Here is a 14,250-nt window from a genome sequence, read left to right as displayed (position 1 = left end):
GCAGTGACGGGCAACATCGTGCGGGTGACCCGTCTCCGCCGCTCCGCGACCAACGGTCGTGGGTACCACCGTGTCCGCAGCGGCAAGGGCTTCTCGTACCGCGACCCGGACGGCAGGACGGTGACCGACAAGGATGTCCGCAAGCGCCTGGACGAACTCGTCATCCCGCCGGCGTGGGACGACGTCTGGATCTCGCCGTACGACAACGGGCACATCCTTGCGACCGGCATCGACGGCGCCGGCCGGCGGCAGTACATGTACCACCCGGGCTGGCGCGAGCGGATGGACCGGATCAAGTACGACCGCGCGCTCGCACTCGCCGAGTCGCTGCCGTCCGCCCGTCGGATGGTGACACAGGACCTCCGACGGCCTGAGCCCGATCGGCGACGTGCTCTCGCCGCGGCCTTCCGGATGCTCGACCAGGGGTCGCTCCGGGTCGGGTCCGAGCGCTACGCGACCGAACACGGCAGCCGCGGGCTGTCGACGCTGCTCTGCGCGCACGCCCACGTGTCCGGCGACGACATCGAGCTCGACTTCCCGGGCAAGAGCGGGCAGGAGTGGTCGTCCACCATCCACGACCACGACCTGGCGCGGGTCATCGCCGGGATGAAGCGACGTGGCCCGACCGCCCGCCTGCTGTCGTTCCGTGCCGAACGCGGTGCCGACTGGGAGCCCCTCGCAGCGGAGGACATCAACGAGTACGTGAAGGAGCGCGCCGGGGACGAGTTCACCGCGAAGGACTTCCGGACCCTGCACGGCACCGTGGCCGCCGCCGTCGACCTGGCGCGCACCGGTCCGCAGCCCAGCGAGGCGAAGCGCAAGAAGGCCGTCTCGCACGCCGTCAAGGCCGCCAGCGAGGAGCTCGGCAACACCCCCACGGTGTGCCGGCAGAGCTACATCGACCCGCGGTTGCTCGACGCCTACCAGCACGGCGAGACCATCGATCCCGAACGCCTGCACGCTGCCGAGTCCGAGGTGCGTGCCCTGCTCTACCGACAGTGACGGACGGGGACGGTTCATGACGTACGGTTGGACACCGTGCCCGACCTCCCCCACCCGGGCACGGAAGGACCCCTCCCAGTCGTGACCGACGAGTGCATCCACGGTTTCCCCACCGAACTCTGCGACATCTGCTCCCCCCGACAGGCCGAGGCGCCTGCCGTCCCCACCACGCCGACGCCCCGTCGGACCCGCATCACCACCGACCTCCGCTCCACCCCGGCTCCCGCGCGCGGCTCCTCGTCGCTCCGCTCGCCGGCCGCTCCCGAACTGCCCGAACCCCGTGTCTTCGCGTCGCTCCGGGCGCACCACGCCACCCACGTCGACAACCTGACGTCGATCGTCGCCGAGGGTGCGATCCTCGCCGCCGACACGGCCACCCCGGCCGTCGACGTCAGCTCCGCCGAGACGCGTGCCGCGCGTGCCGAGGCGACCGCGCCGGACGGTGGCCCGGTGGCCGGTCACGTCTCGTTCACGCTCTCGCCCGACGCCACGCGTTGGGACGAACTCCGCCGAGGGGCCGAGGGGCCCCGTTGGTCGGACGCCGCCCGTCGGACCCGCGCCACGGAGTACGTCGTCCTCGTCGTACCGGTGTCCGCCTTCGGTGCATCGGTGATCGTCGCCGATCAGGACGCCGAGGCCGACGACGTGCGCTTCGCGGTCGGACCCGAGGCGGCGACGAACCTGATCCGCCGGACGGACTTCACCGACCCGGAGATGCACGGTCTCGAGCTGCTCGCCGGGCCCCGTGTGCCGTTCTCGTCGGTCGCCGTCATCGGCGTGCCGAACGACCGCGTCCGGCAGCAGGTCAAGTCGCTGCTCGCCGAGCACCGGGTCACCGGCCCGCGCGTCGCGGTCTTCCCGCCGTGGTTCGTCCCGCCGGTGTCCGAGGAGTCCTGACCGCAGACTCAGGAGCACTGCACCGTCGTGCCCGCTCGGCCTGTCCGAGCGGGCACGACCTGTGTGGGGAGGCCCGCCCCCCCGGCCCCCGCCGAGCGGGCGACATCCGTCACGCTCGGCGCCGCGACGGGACCGATCGCACCCGGCCGGCGCCCACCGCGCGACGTGTCGTGCCCGCTCGCGGTCCGGGACCGACCAGTCGGAGGCCGCGCGGAGGACGTACCGGCCACCCCGGGGAGGTGCGCGACGCGCCCGGGGTGGGGCGGGCCTCCAGACCGACGACAACCGCGTCGTTCCGGGGCAACGTGCCGCACCGGGGCGACCCAGATCCCGCGACACGCCCGGGTTGCACGGATGCCGTGCCTATGGGAGACTTGTCCGGTTCCGAATTCCGCGGGCGTTCGCGCGCGCAGGATCACTGCTCTGGCAGTGCACAACCCCTCCGTCCAGCGGAGCTGGGTTGGGCCGCAGGCAGCAGAACACGATCGAATCCCCACGAAGCGCGACGAGCAGCGCCGTGTCGAGAGACACGGTTGTGCCCGGAGTGCGGGGAAGCGACATGCCCACGCTGGACGGCCACGGTCGCCCTGCGCGGTTGACAGGAGAACAGCGGTCATCCCCCGAGGATGCGGCCGGTTGGTTCAGGAAAACAGCCAAGCCCTGCAGGAATGCACGGTGACGGCGGCGTCAGGCGGCCCGAGGGTGCGCGGCGCAGAGAGGACAGAGAGACACATGGCGGGACAGAAGATCCGCATCCGGCTCAAGTCGTACGACCACGAGGTCATCGACACGTCGGCCCGGAAGATCGTCGACACGGTGACCCGTGCCGGTGCGACCGTGGTCGGCCCGGTGCCGCTCCCCACCGAGAAGAACGTGGTCACCGTGATCCGTTCGCCCCACAAGTACAAGGACTCGCGCGAGCACTTCGAGAAGCGCACGCACAAGCGGGTCATCGACATCGTCGACCCGACGCCGAAGGCCGTCGACTCGCTCATGCGACTCGACCTCCCGGCCGACGTCAACATCGAGATCAAGCTGTAAGGGGGACTGACCAATGGCGAACTCAACCAAGACCGTCAAGGGCCTCCTCGGCAAGAAGCTCGGGATGACCCAGGTGTGGGACGAGAACAACAAGTTCATCCCCGTCACCGTGATCGAGGTCGGCCCGAACGTGGTCACCCAGATCCGCAACGTCGAGCGCGACGGCTACGAGGCGATCCAGATCGCCGCCGGCGCCATCGACCCGCGCAAGGTGAACAAGCCGGCTGCCGGCCACTTCGAGGCTGCTGGTGTGACCCCGCGTCGCACCCTCACCGAGATCCGCACCAACGACTCCGCCGAGTACACGCTCGGCCAGGAGCTCACCGTCGACACCTTCGAGGCCGGCCAGAAGGTCGACGTCGTCGGGACGTCGAAGGGCAAGGGCTTCGCCGGTGTCATGAAGCGCCACGGCTTCGCCGGTGTGTCCGCTTCGCACGGTGCCCACCGCAACCACCGCAAGCCCGGTTCGATCGGTGCTTCGTCGACCCCGTCGCGCGTCTTCAAGGGCATGCGCATGGCTGGTCGCATGGGTGGCGAGCGCGTGACCGTCCTCAACCTCACGGTGCACGCCGTCGACGCCGAGAAGGGTCTGCTGCTCGTCAAGGGCGCCGTCCCCGGTGCTCGCGGTCGCTCCGTCTTCGTCCGCACCGCCGTGAAGGGTAAGTGATCATGGCCACCGAGACCGCAACCACGATCGACGTCCTCGACGCGACCGGAGCCGTCGCCGGCAGCATCGAGCTGCCCGCCGAGCTCTTCGACGTCGAGACGAACGTCCCGCTGATCCACCAGGTCGTCACCGCGCAGCTCGCCGCCGCGCGTCAGGGCACCCACAAGACCAAGAACCGCGGCGAGGTCCGCGGTGCTGGTCGCAAGCCGTTCAAGCAGAAGGGCACCGGCCGCTCCCGTCAGGGTTCGGTCCGCGCTCCGGAGCACACCGGCGGTGGCGTCGTCCACGGACCGACCCCGCGCGACTACTCGCAGCGCACCCCGAAGAAGATGATCGCCGCGGCGCTGCTCGGCTCGCTCTCGGACCGCGCCCGCGGTGGCCGCATCGCCGCCGTCGAGTCCTTCGTCCCGGCCGAGGTGCCGTCGACCAAGACCGCTCGCACGCTCATCGAGAAGGTCGCGCCCGTCAAGAACGTGCTCGTCGTGCTCGAGTCGGACGACGAGCTCACGCTCAAGTCGGTCCGCAACCTGCCGGGTGTCCACGCGCTCTCGTACGGCCAGCTCAACGCCTACGACGTGCTCAAGTCCGACGCCCTCGTCTTCAGCAAGAGCGCACTCGACGCCTTCATCGCGTCGAAGACCGCGAAGGAGATCTCCGCATGAGCGGCTTCAACAAGGACCCGCGCGACATCATCATCTCGCCGGTCGTCTCGGAGAAGAGCTACGGCCTGATCGACCAGGGCAAGTACACGTTCATCGTGGACCCCCGTTCGAACAAGACCGAGATCAAGCTCGCCATCGAGAAGATCTTCGACGTCAAGGTCGCCAGCATCAACACGCTGAACCGTCCGGGCAAGACCCGTCGCACGCGTTTCGGCATGGGCAAGCGCAAGGACACCAAGCGCGCCATCGTGACGCTCAAGTCCGGTTCGATCGACATCTTCACGGCTGTCGGCTGAGGACCAGAGGGATAAATCATGGCTATTCGTAACTACAAGCCGACGACCCCCGGTCGTCGCGGCTCGTCGGTCGCCGACTTCGCTGAGATCACCCGTTCGACGCCGGAGAAGTCGCTGCTTCGTCCGCTGCCGAAGACCGGTGGCCGCAACAGCTCGGGCCGCATCACCACGCGCCACATCGGTGGTGGCCACAAGCGCCAGTACCGCGTGATCGACTTCCGTCGTCACGACAAGGACGGCGTGGACGCCAAGGTCGCACACATCGAGTACGACCCGAACCGCACCGCGCGCATCGCGCTCCTGCACTACGTCGACGGCACGAAGCGCTACATCATCGCGCCGAACAAGCTGAAGCAGGGCGACGTCGTCGAGCAGGGCCCGGGCGCCGACATCAAGCCCGGCAACAACCTGCCGCTGCGCAACATCCCCGTGGGTACGGTCATCCACGCCATCGAGCTCCGCCCCGGTGGCGGCGCGAAGATGGCGCGCTCGGCCGGTGCCTCGGTCCGCCTCGTCGCCAAGGACGGCCCCTACGCGCAGCTCCGTCTGCCGTCGGGCGAGGTCCGCAACGTCGACGCCCGCTGCCGCGCCACCATCGGTGAGGTCGGCAACGCCGAGCAGTCCAACATCAACTGGGGCAAGGCCGGCCGCATGCGCTGGAAGGGCGTCCGCCCGACCGTGCGTGGTGTCGCGATGAACCCGGTCGACCACCCGCACGGTGGTGGTGAGGGCAAGACGTCCGGTGGTCGTCACCCGGTCAGCCCCTGGGGCCAGGCCGAGGGTCGTACGCGCAAGCCGAACAAGCCGAGCGACAAGCTCATCGTCCGTCGCCGTAACGCCGGCAAGAAGCGCAAGTAGGAGTTCAGAAGATGCCACGCAGTCTGAAGAAGGGCCCCTTCGTCGACGAGCACCTGCTCCGCAAGGTCGTCACGCAGAACGAGGCCAACACCAAGAACGTGATCCGCACCTGGTCGCGTCGCTCGATGATCGTCCCGAACATGCTCGGGCACACGATCGCCGTGCACGACGGCCGCAAGCACATCCCGGTGTTCGTCACCGAGTCGATGGTCGGTCACAAGCTCGGCGAGTTCGCGCCGACCCGCACCTTCCGTGGTCACGTGAAGGACGACAAGAAGGGCCGTCGCCGCTAACGCGGGGACGAAGAGGAGGAACGAAATGGTGGAGTCGATCGCACGCGTGCGACACATCCGCGTCACGCCTCAGAAGGCCCGTCGCGTCATCGAGCTGATCCGCGGCAAGCAGGCCCACGAGGCCCTCGCCATCCTGAAGTTCGCCCCCCAGGGCGCTTCGGAGCCCGTGTACAAGCTGGTCGCCTCGGCGATCGCCAACGCACGTGTCAAGGCGGACTCGACGAACAGCTTCCTCGACGAGCGCGACCTCTACGTGAGCCGCGTCTTCGTCGACGAGGGCACGACCCTGAAGCGGTTCCAGCCGCGTGCTCAGGGCCGGGCCTTCCGCATCAACAAGCGCACCAGCCACATCACGGTCGTCCTCGCGACGCCGGACGAGGCCGAGGTCGCCGCGACGAGCAAGAAGGCGAGCAAGTAATGGGCCAGAAGGTCAACCCGTACGGCTTCCGTCTCGGGATCACGACGGACCACGTCTCGCACTGGTTCACCGACAGCACGAAGGCCGGTCAGCGCTACGCCGACTACGTGGCCGAGGACATCAAGGTGCGCGAGTACCTGAAGAAGACCCTCGACCGCGCCGGTGTCGCCCGCATCGAGCTCGAGCGCACCCGTGACCGCGTCCGCGTGGACATCCACACCGCGCGTCCGGGCATCGTCATCGGTCGCCGTGGCGCCGAGGCGGAGCGCGTCCGTGGCGAGCTGGAGAAGCTCACCAAGAAGCAGATCCAGCTCAACATCCTCGAGGTCAAGAACCCCGAGACCGAGGCCCAGCTCGTCGCGCAGGGCATCGCCGAGCAGCTCTCCGCTCGTGTCGCGTTCCGTCGCGCCATGCGCAAGGGCCTGCAGGGTGCACAGCGCGCCGGCGCCAAGGGTGTCCGCATCCAGGTGTCGGGCCGTCTCGGCGGCGCCGAGATGTCGCGCTCGGAGTTCTACCGCGAGGGCCGTGTGCCCCTGCACACGCTCCGCGCGAACATCGACTACGGCTTCTACGAGGCGCGCACCACCTTCGGTCGCATCGGCGTGAAGGTCTGGATCTACAAGGGCGACATCACGAACAAGGAGCTCGCTCGCGAGCAGGCGAACCAGCGTTCGTCGCGCCCGGAGCGTCGTGGCGGCCCCCGTGGCGAGCGCGGCGACCGTCGTGGCGGCGACCGTGGCGGCCGTCAGCAGCAGGCCCCGCAGGACGCGCCGGCCGGCGCAGGAGTTGAGGCGTAACCATGCTTATTCCCCGTCGAGTCAAGCACCGCAAGCAGCACCACCCGAAGCGTTCGGGTCAGGCCACCGGTGGTACCAAGGTCAGCTTCGGCGACTACGGCATCCAGGCCCTCACCCCGGCGTACGTGACCAACCGTCAGATCGAGTCCGCTCGTATCGCCATGACGCGTCACATCAAGCGTGGCGGCAAGGTGTGGATCAACATCTACCCGGACCGTCCGCTCACCAAGAAGCCGGCTGAGACCCGCATGGGTTCCGGTAAGGGCTCGCCCGAGTGGTGGGTCGCCAACGTCAAGCCGGGTCGTGTGCTCTTCGAGCTCTCCGGCGTCAACGAGGACATCGCCCGCGAGGCGCTGACCCGTGCAATCCACAAGCTGCCCCTCAAGGCACGCATCATCAAGCGCGAGGAGGGCGACGCGTAATGGCGATCGGTTCCAAGGAGCTCCGTCCCACGGAGCTCGACACGTTCGAGAACGAGCGTCTCGCTGACGAGCTGAAGAAGGCCAAGGAGGAACTCTTCAACCTCCGCTTCCAGTCGGCCACCGGCCAGCTGGAGAGCCACGGTCGTCTCCGTGCCGTCAAGCGCGACATCGCACGCATCTACACCGTCCTCCGCGAGCGCGAGCTCGGCATCCGTGCCACCCCCGCGCCCGTCGAGACCGCCACCAAGGCCAAGAAGACGAAGAAGGCTGACAAGCCGGCCGAGTCGACCGAGGCCGCTACCGCCGAGGAGAACTGATGGCGAACGAAGAGAAGAACTCCGCCGCCTCGACCCGCGGCTACCGCAAGACGCGTCGCGGCTACGTGACGAGCGACAAGATGGACAAGACCATCGTGGTCGAGGTCGAGGACCGCGTGAAGCACGCGCTCTACGGCAAGATCATCCGCCGCACGTCCAAGGTGAAGGCCCACGACGAGCTCGGCACCGCGGGTGTCGGCGACCTCGTCGTGATCAGCGAGACCCGTCCCCTCAGCGCCTCCAAGCGCTGGCGCCTGGTCGAGATCCTCGAGAAGGCCAAGTAGGCCCCGGCCTGCTTCGGAATAGGAGACAGCAGTGATTCAGCAGGAATCCCGCCTGAAGGTCGCCGACAACACGGGTGCCAAGGAGATCTTGACCATCCGCGTGCTCGGTGGCTCGGGTCGTCGCTACGCCGGTCTCGGTGACGTCATCGTCGCCACGGTGAAGGACGCCATCCCCGGCGGCAACGTGAAGAAGGGTGACGTCGTCAAGGCGGTCATCGTTCGCACCAAGAAGGAGACCCGTCGTCAGGACGGCTCCTACATCAAGTTCGACGAGAACGCGGCAGTGATCCTCAAGGCCGACGGCGACCCGCGCGGTACGCGCATCTTCGGTCCGGTCGGTCGTGAGCTCCGTGACAAGAAGTTCATGAAGATCATCTCGCTCGCGCCGGAGGTGCTGTAAGCCATGGCGAACATCAAGAAGGGTGACCTCGTCCAGGTCATCACGGGTGCCAAGCAGGAGCGTGGCGGCGACCGTGGCAAGCAGGGCAAGGTCATCGAGGTCCTCACGGACAAGAACCGTGTCGTCGTCGAGGGCGTGAACTTCGTCACGAAGCACGTCCGCGTCGGCCAGACGCAGCGTGGGTCGAAGACCGGTGGCATCGAGCAGCACGAGGCTCCGATCCACGTGTCGAACGTCGCCATCGTCGACCCGAAGACCAAGAAGCCGACCCGCGTCGGTTTCCGTACCGAAGAGGTGGAGAAGGACGGCGTGAAGAAGACCGTCCGCGTCCGCTACGCCAAGAAGTCGGGTGAGAAGCTCTGATGACCGACACGACTGCCGCGCCGGAGACCAAGGTCGAGCCGCGCCTCAAGCAGAAGTACAAGAACGAGATCAAGGCTGCCCTCACCGAGCAGTTCGGGTACGCGAACGTCAACCAGGTCCCCGGCCTGGTCAAGGTCGTCGTGAACACCGGTGTCGGTGAGGCCGCTCGTGACTCGAAGGTGATCGACGGGGCCGTCAAGGACCTCACCGCGATCACCGGTCAGAAGCCGGTCGTGACGAAGGCCCGCAAGTCCATCGCGCAGTTCAAGCTGCGTGAGGGCCAGGCCATCGGCGCGCACGTCACCCTCCGCGGTGACCGCGCGTGGGAGTTCATCGACCGCCTCGTCACCCTCGCACTGCCCCGCATCCGCGACTTCCGCGGTCTGAGCGACAAGCAGTTCGACGGGAACGGCAACTACACGTTCGGTCTCACGGAGCAGTCGATGTTCCACGAGATCGACCAGGACCGCATCGACCGCGTGCGTGGCTTCGACATCACCGTCGTGACCACCGCGAAGACGGACGACGAGGGCCGCGCGCTGCTCCGCCAGCTCGGCTTCCCGTTCCGTTCGGCCGACCAGACGGTCTAAGATAGTCCGGGCGCTGCGGGCCGGAGGATGTACGTCCTCCGGCCCGCACGCACGAACACCGGTCGTCGGCGTCAGCTGACGACCTCCAGGTCTCCGGGAACCGCTCGGAGACCACCCCGATCGCTCAGGTCGGCATTCGTGGAACGGGTGTCGAAACCAGGCGAAGAATGGACGACCATCATGACGATGACCGATCCGGTCGCAGACATGCTGACCAGATTGCGGAACGCGAACTCGGCGCACCACGACGCCGTCTCGCTGCCCAGCTCCAAGCTGAAGAAGAACATCGCCGAGATCCTCAAGCGCGAGGGTTACATCAGCGAGTGGAAGATCGAGGACGCCCGCGTCGGGCAGACCCTGACGATCGACCTCAAGTACGGCCCCGAGCGCGAGCGTTCGATCGCCGGCATCAAGCGCGTCTCGAAGCCCGGTCTCCGGGTCTACGCGAAGTCGACGGAGATCCCCCAGGTCCTCGGTGGCCTCGGCGTGGCGATCCTCTCGACCTCGTCGGGACTGCTCACCGACCGTGAAGCCGAGCAGAAGGGCGTGGGTGGGGAAGTCCTCGCCTACGTGTGGTGACCGACAATGTCTCGTATCGGACGTCTTCCCATCGACATCCCCGCCGGCGTGACCGTCTCCGTCGACGGCCAGACCGTTGCGGTCAAGGGCCCGAAGGGTGAGCTCGCGCTCACCGTCGCCGAGCCCATCCAGGCCAAGGTCGAGGAGAACCAGGTCCTCGTCACCCGCCCGGACGACGAGCGTGAGTCCCGTGCGCTGCACGGCCTGACCCGCACCCTCATCGCGAACAACATCGTCGGCGTGACCCAGGGCTACTCCAAGGGCCTCGAGGTCGTCGGCACCGGTTACCGCGTGCAGGCCAAGGGCAGCAACGTCGAGTTCGCGCTCGGCTACTCCCACCCCATCACGGTCGAGCCGCCGGCGGGCATCAGCTTCGCCGTCGAGGGCAACAACAAGCTCACCGTGTCGGGCATCGACAAGCAGGCCGTCGGCGAGGTGGCTGCCAACATCCGCAAGCTGCGCAAGCCCGAGCCCTACAAGGGCAAGGGTGTCCGCTACGCAGGCGAGGTCGTGCGCCGCAAGGCCGGAAAGTCAGGTAAGTGATCATGGCTCTCGGTATCCGAGGAAAGAGCAAGTCGGCCGCCAAGGCGCGCCGTCACAACCGTCTCCGCAAGAAGATCACCGGCACCGAGGCGCGTCCGCGTCTCGCTGTCACCCGGTCGTCGCGTCACGTGTTCGTCCAGGTCATCGACGACGCGAAGGGCCACACCCTTGCCAGCGCGTCGACGATGGAGGCCGACCTCCGTTCGTTCGACGGCGACAAGACGGCCAAGGCCCGTCGCGTCGGCGAGCTCCTCGCCGAGCGGGCGAAGGCCGCCGGCGTCGAGGCCGTGGTCTTCGACCGCGGTGGTAGCAAGTACGCCGGTCGCGTCGCCGCGATCGCCGATGGTGCCCGTGAAGGAGGGCTGAACCTGTGAGCGACATCGCGAACAACAACGAAGCGGCCGAGACCAAGGCCACGACCGGCAAGGAAGCGGAAGCCGCTGCCGTCGCCGAGCGTCCGGTCGAGACCGCCGCGGGCTCCGCGTCGAACAACCGCGACAACGCCGACCAGCGCGGCCGTCGTGGCGGTGGGCGTGACCGTCAGCAGGGTCGTGACCGCAACAACCGCGGTGGCGACAGCCAGTTCCTCGAGCGCGTGGTGACCATCAACCGCGTGTCGAAGGTCGTCAAGGGTGGTCGTCGCTTCAGCTTCACGGCGCTCGTCGTCGTGGGTGACGGCAACGGCCTCGTCGGTGTCGGTTACGGCAAGGCGAAGGAAGTCCCGACCGCGATCTCGAAGGGCGTCGAGGAGGCGAAGAAGAACTTCTTCCGCGTCCCGCGCGTCGGCAACACCATCCCGCACCCGGTGCAGGGTGAGGCCGCTGCCGGTGTCGTCCTGCTCCGCCCGGCCGCTGCCGGTACCGGCGTCATCGCCGGTGGTCCGGTCCGCGCCGTGCTCGAGTGCGCCGGCATCCACGACGTCCTGAGCAAGTCGCTCGGCTCGTCGAACACCATCAACATCGTGCACGCGACCGTCGAGGCGCTGCAGCAGCTCGAGGAGCCCCGCGCCGTCGCGAGCCGTCGTGGCCTCGACGTCGACCGGGTCGTCCCGGCTCGTCTGCTCCACGCCGAGGCTGCGGCCCTGCGTGCCGCGACCGAGAAGGCAGGTGCGTGATGGCGATGCTGAAGATCACGCAGACGAAGTCCGTTATCAGCGAGAAGCAGTACCAGCGCGACACCCTGCGCAGCCTGGGCCTCAAGCGCATCGGCCGTACGGTCCTGCGTGAGGACAACGCCCAGAACCGCGGGTACATCGCGACGGTGGCGCACCTCGTGAAGGTCGAGGAGGTCGACGCATGAGCGACGAGAAGAACGAGCGCGTGCAGGTGCTGAAGCTGCACCACCTCCGCCCCGCTGCGGGCGCCAAGAAGGACCGCACCCGCGTGGGTCGCGGTGAGGGCTCGAAGGGCAAGACCGCCGGCCGCGGTACCAAGGGTCAGAAGGCCCGGTACCAGGTCAAGGTCGGCTTCGAGGGTGGGCAGATGCCGCTGCACATGCGCACCCCGAAGCTCCGCGGGTTCAAGAACCCGTTCCGCGTCGAGTACCAGGTCGTGAACCTGGACAAGATCGCGGAGCTCTACCCGAACGGTGGCGACGTCACCGTTGCGGACCTGGTCGCCAAGGGCGCCGTCCGCAAGAACGAGAAGGTCAAGGTTCTCGGTCAGGGTGACATCAGCGTGAAGCTGACGGTCTCGGTCGACAAGGTCTCGGCGTCCGCCGCCGAGAAGATCGTGGCTGCTGGCGGAACCGTCTCCCAGTAACCCCCGTCGGCGGCCCGTGCGTTTGCGCACGGGCCGCCGTTACGGTTTCCTTGACAGTGGTCGACGTCCGTCGGCCAGGTCGGCGCTGCCGATCGACACCGTGATGACCCCGATCGGGTCGCCGGTCCCAGAAGTTCGGAGTCCTCGTGTTCAGAGCGGTCGCGCGCATCATGCGCACCCCAGATCTTCGCAAGAAGATCGGCTTCACCCTCGCGATCATCGCGCTGTTCCGTCTCGGGTCGTACATCCCCGCGCCGTTCGTCGACTACGCCGCCGTGCAGAGCTGCCTCGCCAGCGCGTCGTCCTCCGGTGGCCTCTACGACCTGATCAACCTCTTCTCCGGCGGCGCGCTGCTGAAGCTGTCGGTCTTCGCGCTCGGCATCATGCCGTACATCACGTCGTCGATCATCGTGCAGCTGCTGCGCGTGGTCATCCCGCACTTCGACGCCCTCTACAAGGAGGGTCAGTCCGGCCAGGCCAAGCTGACGCAGTACACGCGCTACCTCACCATCGCGCTCGGTGTCCTGCAGTCGACGACGCTCATCACGGTCGCGCGCTCCGGTGCCCTCTTCGGCACGAACGCCTCCGCCTCCTGCTCGTCGATCATCTCGAACGACAGCTGGTACGCGATCATGCTCATGGTCGTCACGCTGACCGCCGGCACCGGCCTCATCATGTGGATGGGCGAGCTCGTGACCGAGCGCGGCATCGGCAACGGCATGTCGCTGCTCATCTTCACGTCGATCGCGGCGCAGTTCCCGTCGGCGCTCTGGGCGATCGAGCAGTCGCAGTCCTTCGAGCTCTTCCTGTTCGTCATCCTGGTCGGCCTGGTCATCATGATGGCGGTCGTCTTCGTCGAGCAGTCGCAGCGGCGCATCCCCGTCCAGTACGCCAAGCGCATGGTCGGCCGTCGCACCTACGGCGGGAACAACACCTACATCCCGATCAAGGTGAACATGGCCGGCGTCGTGCCCGTCATCTTCGCCTCGTCGCTGCTGTACCTGCCGGCCCTGGTCGCGCAGTTCAACCAGCCCTCCGACGGCACCGAGCCGGCGGCGTGGGTGACCTGGATCCAGAACAACCTGACCTCGGGTGACAACTGGTTCTACATGGTCCTGTACTTCCTGCTCATCGTCGGGTTCACCTACTTCTACGTCGCGATCACCTTCAACCCCGAAGAGGTCGCCGACAACATGAAGAAGTACGGCGGCTTCATCCCGGGCATCCGGGCCGGTCGTCCGACGGCCGAGTACCTCGACTACGTCCTGACCCGGGTGACGTTGCCCGGCTCGCTCTACCTCGGTCTCATCGCGCTCATCCCGCTGGCAGCACTGGCGCTGTTCGGCGCGAACCAGAACTTCCCGTTCGGCGGCGCGAGCATCCTCATCATCGTGGGTGTCGGTCTCGAGACCGTGAAGCAGATCGACTCGCAGCTGCAGCAACGTCACTACGAAGGGCTTCTCCGTTGAGCGCACGTCTCATCATCGTCGGACCTCCCGGAGCCGGGAAGGGCACCCAGGCCGGCCGGATCGCCGAGGGCTTCGGCGTCCCGGCGATCTCGACGGGTGACATCTTCCGCAAGAACGTCTCCGAGGGCACCCCGCTGGGCGTGCAGGCGAAGGCGATCATGGACGCGGGCAACTACGTGCCGGACGAGCTGACGAACGAACTCGTCAAGTCGCGCCTCGCCGAGGCCGACGCCGCGCAGGGCTTCCTGCTCGACGGGTACCCCCGCACGGTCGGTCAGGTCGAGTACCTCGACGCGCTGCTCGCCGAGCAGGGCACCGCGATCGACGCCGTCGTGCAGTTGGTCGCCGACCAGGACGCACTCGTGGCGCGACTCCTGAAGCGTGCCGAGGAGCAGGGCCGCAGCGACGACAACGAGGAGACGATCCGTCGTCGCCAGGAGGTCTACACGGAGCAGACCGCCCCGATCGTGGCTGCCTACGCCGAGCGCGGCCTCGTGGTGGACGTCGACGGGCTCGGCGGCATCGACGAGGTCGGCGACCGCATCCAGGCGGCGCTGTCGTCGCGCGGCCTCACCGCGGGCGTCTGATCTCC

At 67.7% G+C, this 14,250-nt stretch carries 24 protein-coding genes; all 24 read left to right on the top strand.

Annotation, left to right across the window (positions count from 1 at the left end):
* Positions 1-24: 24 nt before the first annotated feature.
* The 24 genes from LCG91_RS15105 (at position 25) to LCG91_RS14990 (ending at position 14,245) form a co-directional block, all read left to right on the top strand.
* Positions 25-1,002, top strand: a complete 978-nt coding sequence (locus LCG91_RS15105; RefSeq protein WP_058728468.1) for a DNA topoisomerase IB — start codon at positions 25-27, stop codon at positions 1,000-1,002.
* Between the two features lie 81 nt (positions 1,003-1,083).
* On the top strand, positions 1,084-1,899 hold the full coding sequence (locus LCG91_RS15100; RefSeq protein WP_224441885.1) for a DarT ssDNA thymidine ADP-ribosyltransferase family protein: 816 nt from the start codon (positions 1,084-1,086) through the stop codon (positions 1,897-1,899).
* A gap of 732 nt (positions 1,900-2,631) precedes the next feature.
* Positions 2,632-2,940, top strand: coding sequence for a 30S ribosomal protein S10 (rpsJ, locus tag LCG91_RS15095; RefSeq protein WP_022903286.1), 309 nt, complete (start codon positions 2,632-2,634; stop codon positions 2,938-2,940).
* A gap of 13 nt (positions 2,941-2,953) precedes the next feature.
* Positions 2,954-3,607, top strand: coding sequence for a 50S ribosomal protein L3 (rplC, locus tag LCG91_RS15090; RefSeq protein ID WP_022903285.1), 654 nt, complete (start codon positions 2,954-2,956; stop codon positions 3,605-3,607).
* A 2-nt stretch (positions 3,608-3,609) separates the two neighbouring features.
* On the top strand, positions 3,610-4,269 hold the full coding sequence (rplD, locus tag LCG91_RS15085; RefSeq protein WP_058728263.1) for a 50S ribosomal protein L4: 660 nt from the start codon (positions 3,610-3,612) through the stop codon (positions 4,267-4,269).
* Positions 4,266-4,565, top strand: a complete 300-nt coding sequence (gene rplW, locus LCG91_RS15080; protein WP_022903283.1) for a 50S ribosomal protein L23 — start codon at positions 4,266-4,268, stop codon at positions 4,563-4,565. Before rplD ends, rplW begins: the two co-directional genes overlap by 4 nt.
* A gap of 18 nt (positions 4,566-4,583) precedes the next feature.
* Entirely contained in the window at positions 4,584-5,423 is an 840-nt protein-coding gene (gene rplB, locus LCG91_RS15075) for a 50S ribosomal protein L2 (protein ID WP_022903282.1), read from the top strand.
* Between the two features lie 11 nt (positions 5,424-5,434).
* Positions 5,435-5,716 carry a 30S ribosomal protein S19 gene (rpsS, locus tag LCG91_RS15070; protein ID WP_017885529.1) on the top strand — a complete coding sequence of 94 codons (282 nt, stop codon included), beginning with the start codon at positions 5,435-5,437 and terminating at the stop codon, positions 5,714-5,716.
* A 25-nt stretch (positions 5,717-5,741) separates the two neighbouring features.
* Positions 5,742-6,134: a 50S ribosomal protein L22 gene (gene rplV / locus LCG91_RS15065; RefSeq protein ID WP_035809257.1), complete on the top strand. Its 393-nt coding sequence runs from the start codon at positions 5,742-5,744 to the stop codon at positions 6,132-6,134.
* Positions 6,134-6,931: a 30S ribosomal protein S3 gene (rpsC, locus tag LCG91_RS15060; protein WP_022903280.1), complete on the top strand. Its 798-nt coding sequence runs from the start codon at positions 6,134-6,136 to the stop codon at positions 6,929-6,931. The genes rplV and rpsC overlap by 1 nt, the downstream gene beginning before the upstream one ends.
* A gap of 2 nt (positions 6,932-6,933) precedes the next feature.
* Positions 6,934-7,353 (top strand): 50S ribosomal protein L16, encoded by a 420-nt coding sequence (rplP, locus tag LCG91_RS15055; RefSeq protein ID WP_022906346.1) that lies wholly within the window; start codon positions 6,934-6,936, stop codon positions 7,351-7,353.
* Positions 7,353-7,670 (top strand): 50S ribosomal protein L29, encoded by a 318-nt coding sequence (gene rpmC, locus LCG91_RS15050; protein ID WP_058728265.1) that lies wholly within the window; start codon positions 7,353-7,355, stop codon positions 7,668-7,670. The genes rplP and rpmC overlap by 1 nt, the downstream gene beginning before the upstream one ends.
* Positions 7,670-7,954, top strand: a complete 285-nt coding sequence (rpsQ, locus tag LCG91_RS15045; RefSeq protein ID WP_058728266.1) for a 30S ribosomal protein S17 — start codon at positions 7,670-7,672, stop codon at positions 7,952-7,954. The genes rpmC and rpsQ overlap by 1 nt, the downstream gene beginning before the upstream one ends.
* Positions 7,955-7,985: 31 nt before the next feature.
* Complete coding sequence (gene rplN, locus LCG91_RS15040; protein WP_017885523.1) at positions 7,986-8,354, top strand: 50S ribosomal protein L14; 369 nt, start codon at positions 7,986-7,988, stop codon at positions 8,352-8,354.
* A 3-nt stretch (positions 8,355-8,357) separates the two neighbouring features.
* On the top strand, positions 8,358-8,717 hold the full coding sequence (rplX, locus tag LCG91_RS15035) for a 50S ribosomal protein L24 (protein ID WP_058728267.1): 360 nt from the start codon (positions 8,358-8,360) through the stop codon (positions 8,715-8,717).
* The gene (gene rplE / locus LCG91_RS15030) at positions 8,717-9,307 is read left to right on the top strand and encodes a 50S ribosomal protein L5 (RefSeq protein ID WP_058728268.1); all 591 of its coding nucleotides are present in this window, start codon (positions 8,717-8,719) and stop codon (positions 9,305-9,307) included. The genes rplX and rplE overlap by 1 nt, the downstream gene beginning before the upstream one ends.
* 180 nt (positions 9,308-9,487) lie before the next feature.
* Entirely contained in the window at positions 9,488-9,886 is a 399-nt protein-coding gene (gene rpsH / locus LCG91_RS15025; protein ID WP_058725384.1) for a 30S ribosomal protein S8, read from the top strand.
* A 6-nt stretch (positions 9,887-9,892) separates the two neighbouring features.
* Positions 9,893-10,429: a 50S ribosomal protein L6 gene (gene rplF / locus LCG91_RS15020; RefSeq protein WP_058728269.1), complete on the top strand. Its 537-nt coding sequence runs from the start codon at positions 9,893-9,895 to the stop codon at positions 10,427-10,429.
* A gap of 2 nt (positions 10,430-10,431) precedes the next feature.
* The gene (rplR, locus tag LCG91_RS15015) at positions 10,432-10,803 is read left to right on the top strand and encodes a 50S ribosomal protein L18 (protein WP_058725386.1); all 372 of its coding nucleotides are present in this window, start codon (positions 10,432-10,434) and stop codon (positions 10,801-10,803) included.
* Positions 10,804-10,808: 5 nt separating this feature from the next.
* Positions 10,809-11,543, top strand: coding sequence for a 30S ribosomal protein S5 (gene rpsE / locus LCG91_RS15010; RefSeq protein WP_058728283.1), 735 nt, complete (start codon positions 10,809-10,811; stop codon positions 11,541-11,543).
* The gene (gene rpmD / locus LCG91_RS15005; RefSeq protein ID WP_031273241.1) at positions 11,543-11,728 is read left to right on the top strand and encodes a 50S ribosomal protein L30; all 186 of its coding nucleotides are present in this window, start codon (positions 11,543-11,545) and stop codon (positions 11,726-11,728) included. Before rpsE ends, rpmD begins: the two co-directional genes overlap by 1 nt.
* Positions 11,725-12,189, top strand: coding sequence for a 50S ribosomal protein L15 (gene rplO / locus LCG91_RS15000; RefSeq protein ID WP_058728270.1), 465 nt, complete (start codon positions 11,725-11,727; stop codon positions 12,187-12,189). The genes rpmD and rplO overlap by 4 nt, the downstream gene beginning before the upstream one ends.
* A gap of 146 nt (positions 12,190-12,335) precedes the next feature.
* Positions 12,336-13,658, top strand: coding sequence for a preprotein translocase subunit SecY (gene secY / locus LCG91_RS14995; protein ID WP_058728271.1), 1,323 nt, complete (start codon positions 12,336-12,338; stop codon positions 13,656-13,658).
* On the top strand, positions 13,655-14,245 hold the full coding sequence (locus LCG91_RS14990; RefSeq protein ID WP_058728272.1) for an adenylate kinase: 591 nt from the start codon (positions 13,655-13,657) through the stop codon (positions 14,243-14,245). Before secY ends, LCG91_RS14990 begins: the two co-directional genes overlap by 4 nt.
* Positions 14,246-14,250 lie beyond the last annotated feature (5 nt).

Origin of the sequence: Curtobacterium sp. TXMA1, from assembly GCF_020162095.1 — a bacterium.
In the GTDB taxonomy this organism is placed as follows: Bacteria; Actinomycetota; Actinomycetes; order Actinomycetales; family Microbacteriaceae; genus Curtobacterium.
Note: the sequence above shows the minus strand (reverse complement) of the source record. Positions and strands in the feature narration are given on the sequence as shown.

Coding starts and splice junctions, on each gene's coding strand:
- rpsH (WP_058725384.1), top strand. CDS start 9,488: ATGACGATGACCGATCCGGTCGCAGACATGCTGACCAGATTGCGGAAC.
- rplD (WP_058728263.1), top strand. CDS start 3,610: ATGGCCACCGAGACCGCAACCACGATCGACGTCCTCGACGCGACCGGA.
- rplC (WP_022903285.1), top strand. CDS start 2,954: ATGGCGAACTCAACCAAGACCGTCAAGGGCCTCCTCGGCAAGAAGCTC.
- rpmC (WP_058728265.1), top strand. CDS start 7,353: ATGGCGATCGGTTCCAAGGAGCTCCGTCCCACGGAGCTCGACACGTTC.
- rplV (WP_035809257.1), top strand. CDS start 5,742: ATGGTGGAGTCGATCGCACGCGTGCGACACATCCGCGTCACGCCTCAG.
- rplO (WP_058728270.1), top strand. CDS start 11,725: ATGAGCGACGAGAAGAACGAGCGCGTGCAGGTGCTGAAGCTGCACCAC.
- rpmD (WP_031273241.1), top strand. CDS start 11,543: ATGGCGATGCTGAAGATCACGCAGACGAAGTCCGTTATCAGCGAGAAG.
- rpsJ (WP_022903286.1), top strand. CDS start 2,632: ATGGCGGGACAGAAGATCCGCATCCGGCTCAAGTCGTACGACCACGAG.
- rpsC (WP_022903280.1), top strand. CDS start 6,134: ATGGGCCAGAAGGTCAACCCGTACGGCTTCCGTCTCGGGATCACGACG.
- rplP (WP_022906346.1), top strand. CDS start 6,934: ATGCTTATTCCCCGTCGAGTCAAGCACCGCAAGCAGCACCACCCGAAG.
- rplF (WP_058728269.1), top strand. CDS start 9,893: ATGTCTCGTATCGGACGTCTTCCCATCGACATCCCCGCCGGCGTGACC.
- rpsS (WP_017885529.1), top strand. CDS start 5,435: ATGCCACGCAGTCTGAAGAAGGGCCCCTTCGTCGACGAGCACCTGCTC.
- rplX (WP_058728267.1), top strand. CDS start 8,358: ATGGCGAACATCAAGAAGGGTGACCTCGTCCAGGTCATCACGGGTGCC.
- rplR (WP_058725386.1), top strand. CDS start 10,432: ATGGCTCTCGGTATCCGAGGAAAGAGCAAGTCGGCCGCCAAGGCGCGC.
- rplE (WP_058728268.1), top strand. CDS start 8,717: ATGACCGACACGACTGCCGCGCCGGAGACCAAGGTCGAGCCGCGCCTC.
- rpsQ (WP_058728266.1), top strand. CDS start 7,670: ATGGCGAACGAAGAGAAGAACTCCGCCGCCTCGACCCGCGGCTACCGC.
- rplB (WP_022903282.1), top strand. CDS start 4,584: ATGGCTATTCGTAACTACAAGCCGACGACCCCCGGTCGTCGCGGCTCG.
- rplW (WP_022903283.1), top strand. CDS start 4,266: ATGAGCGGCTTCAACAAGGACCCGCGCGACATCATCATCTCGCCGGTC.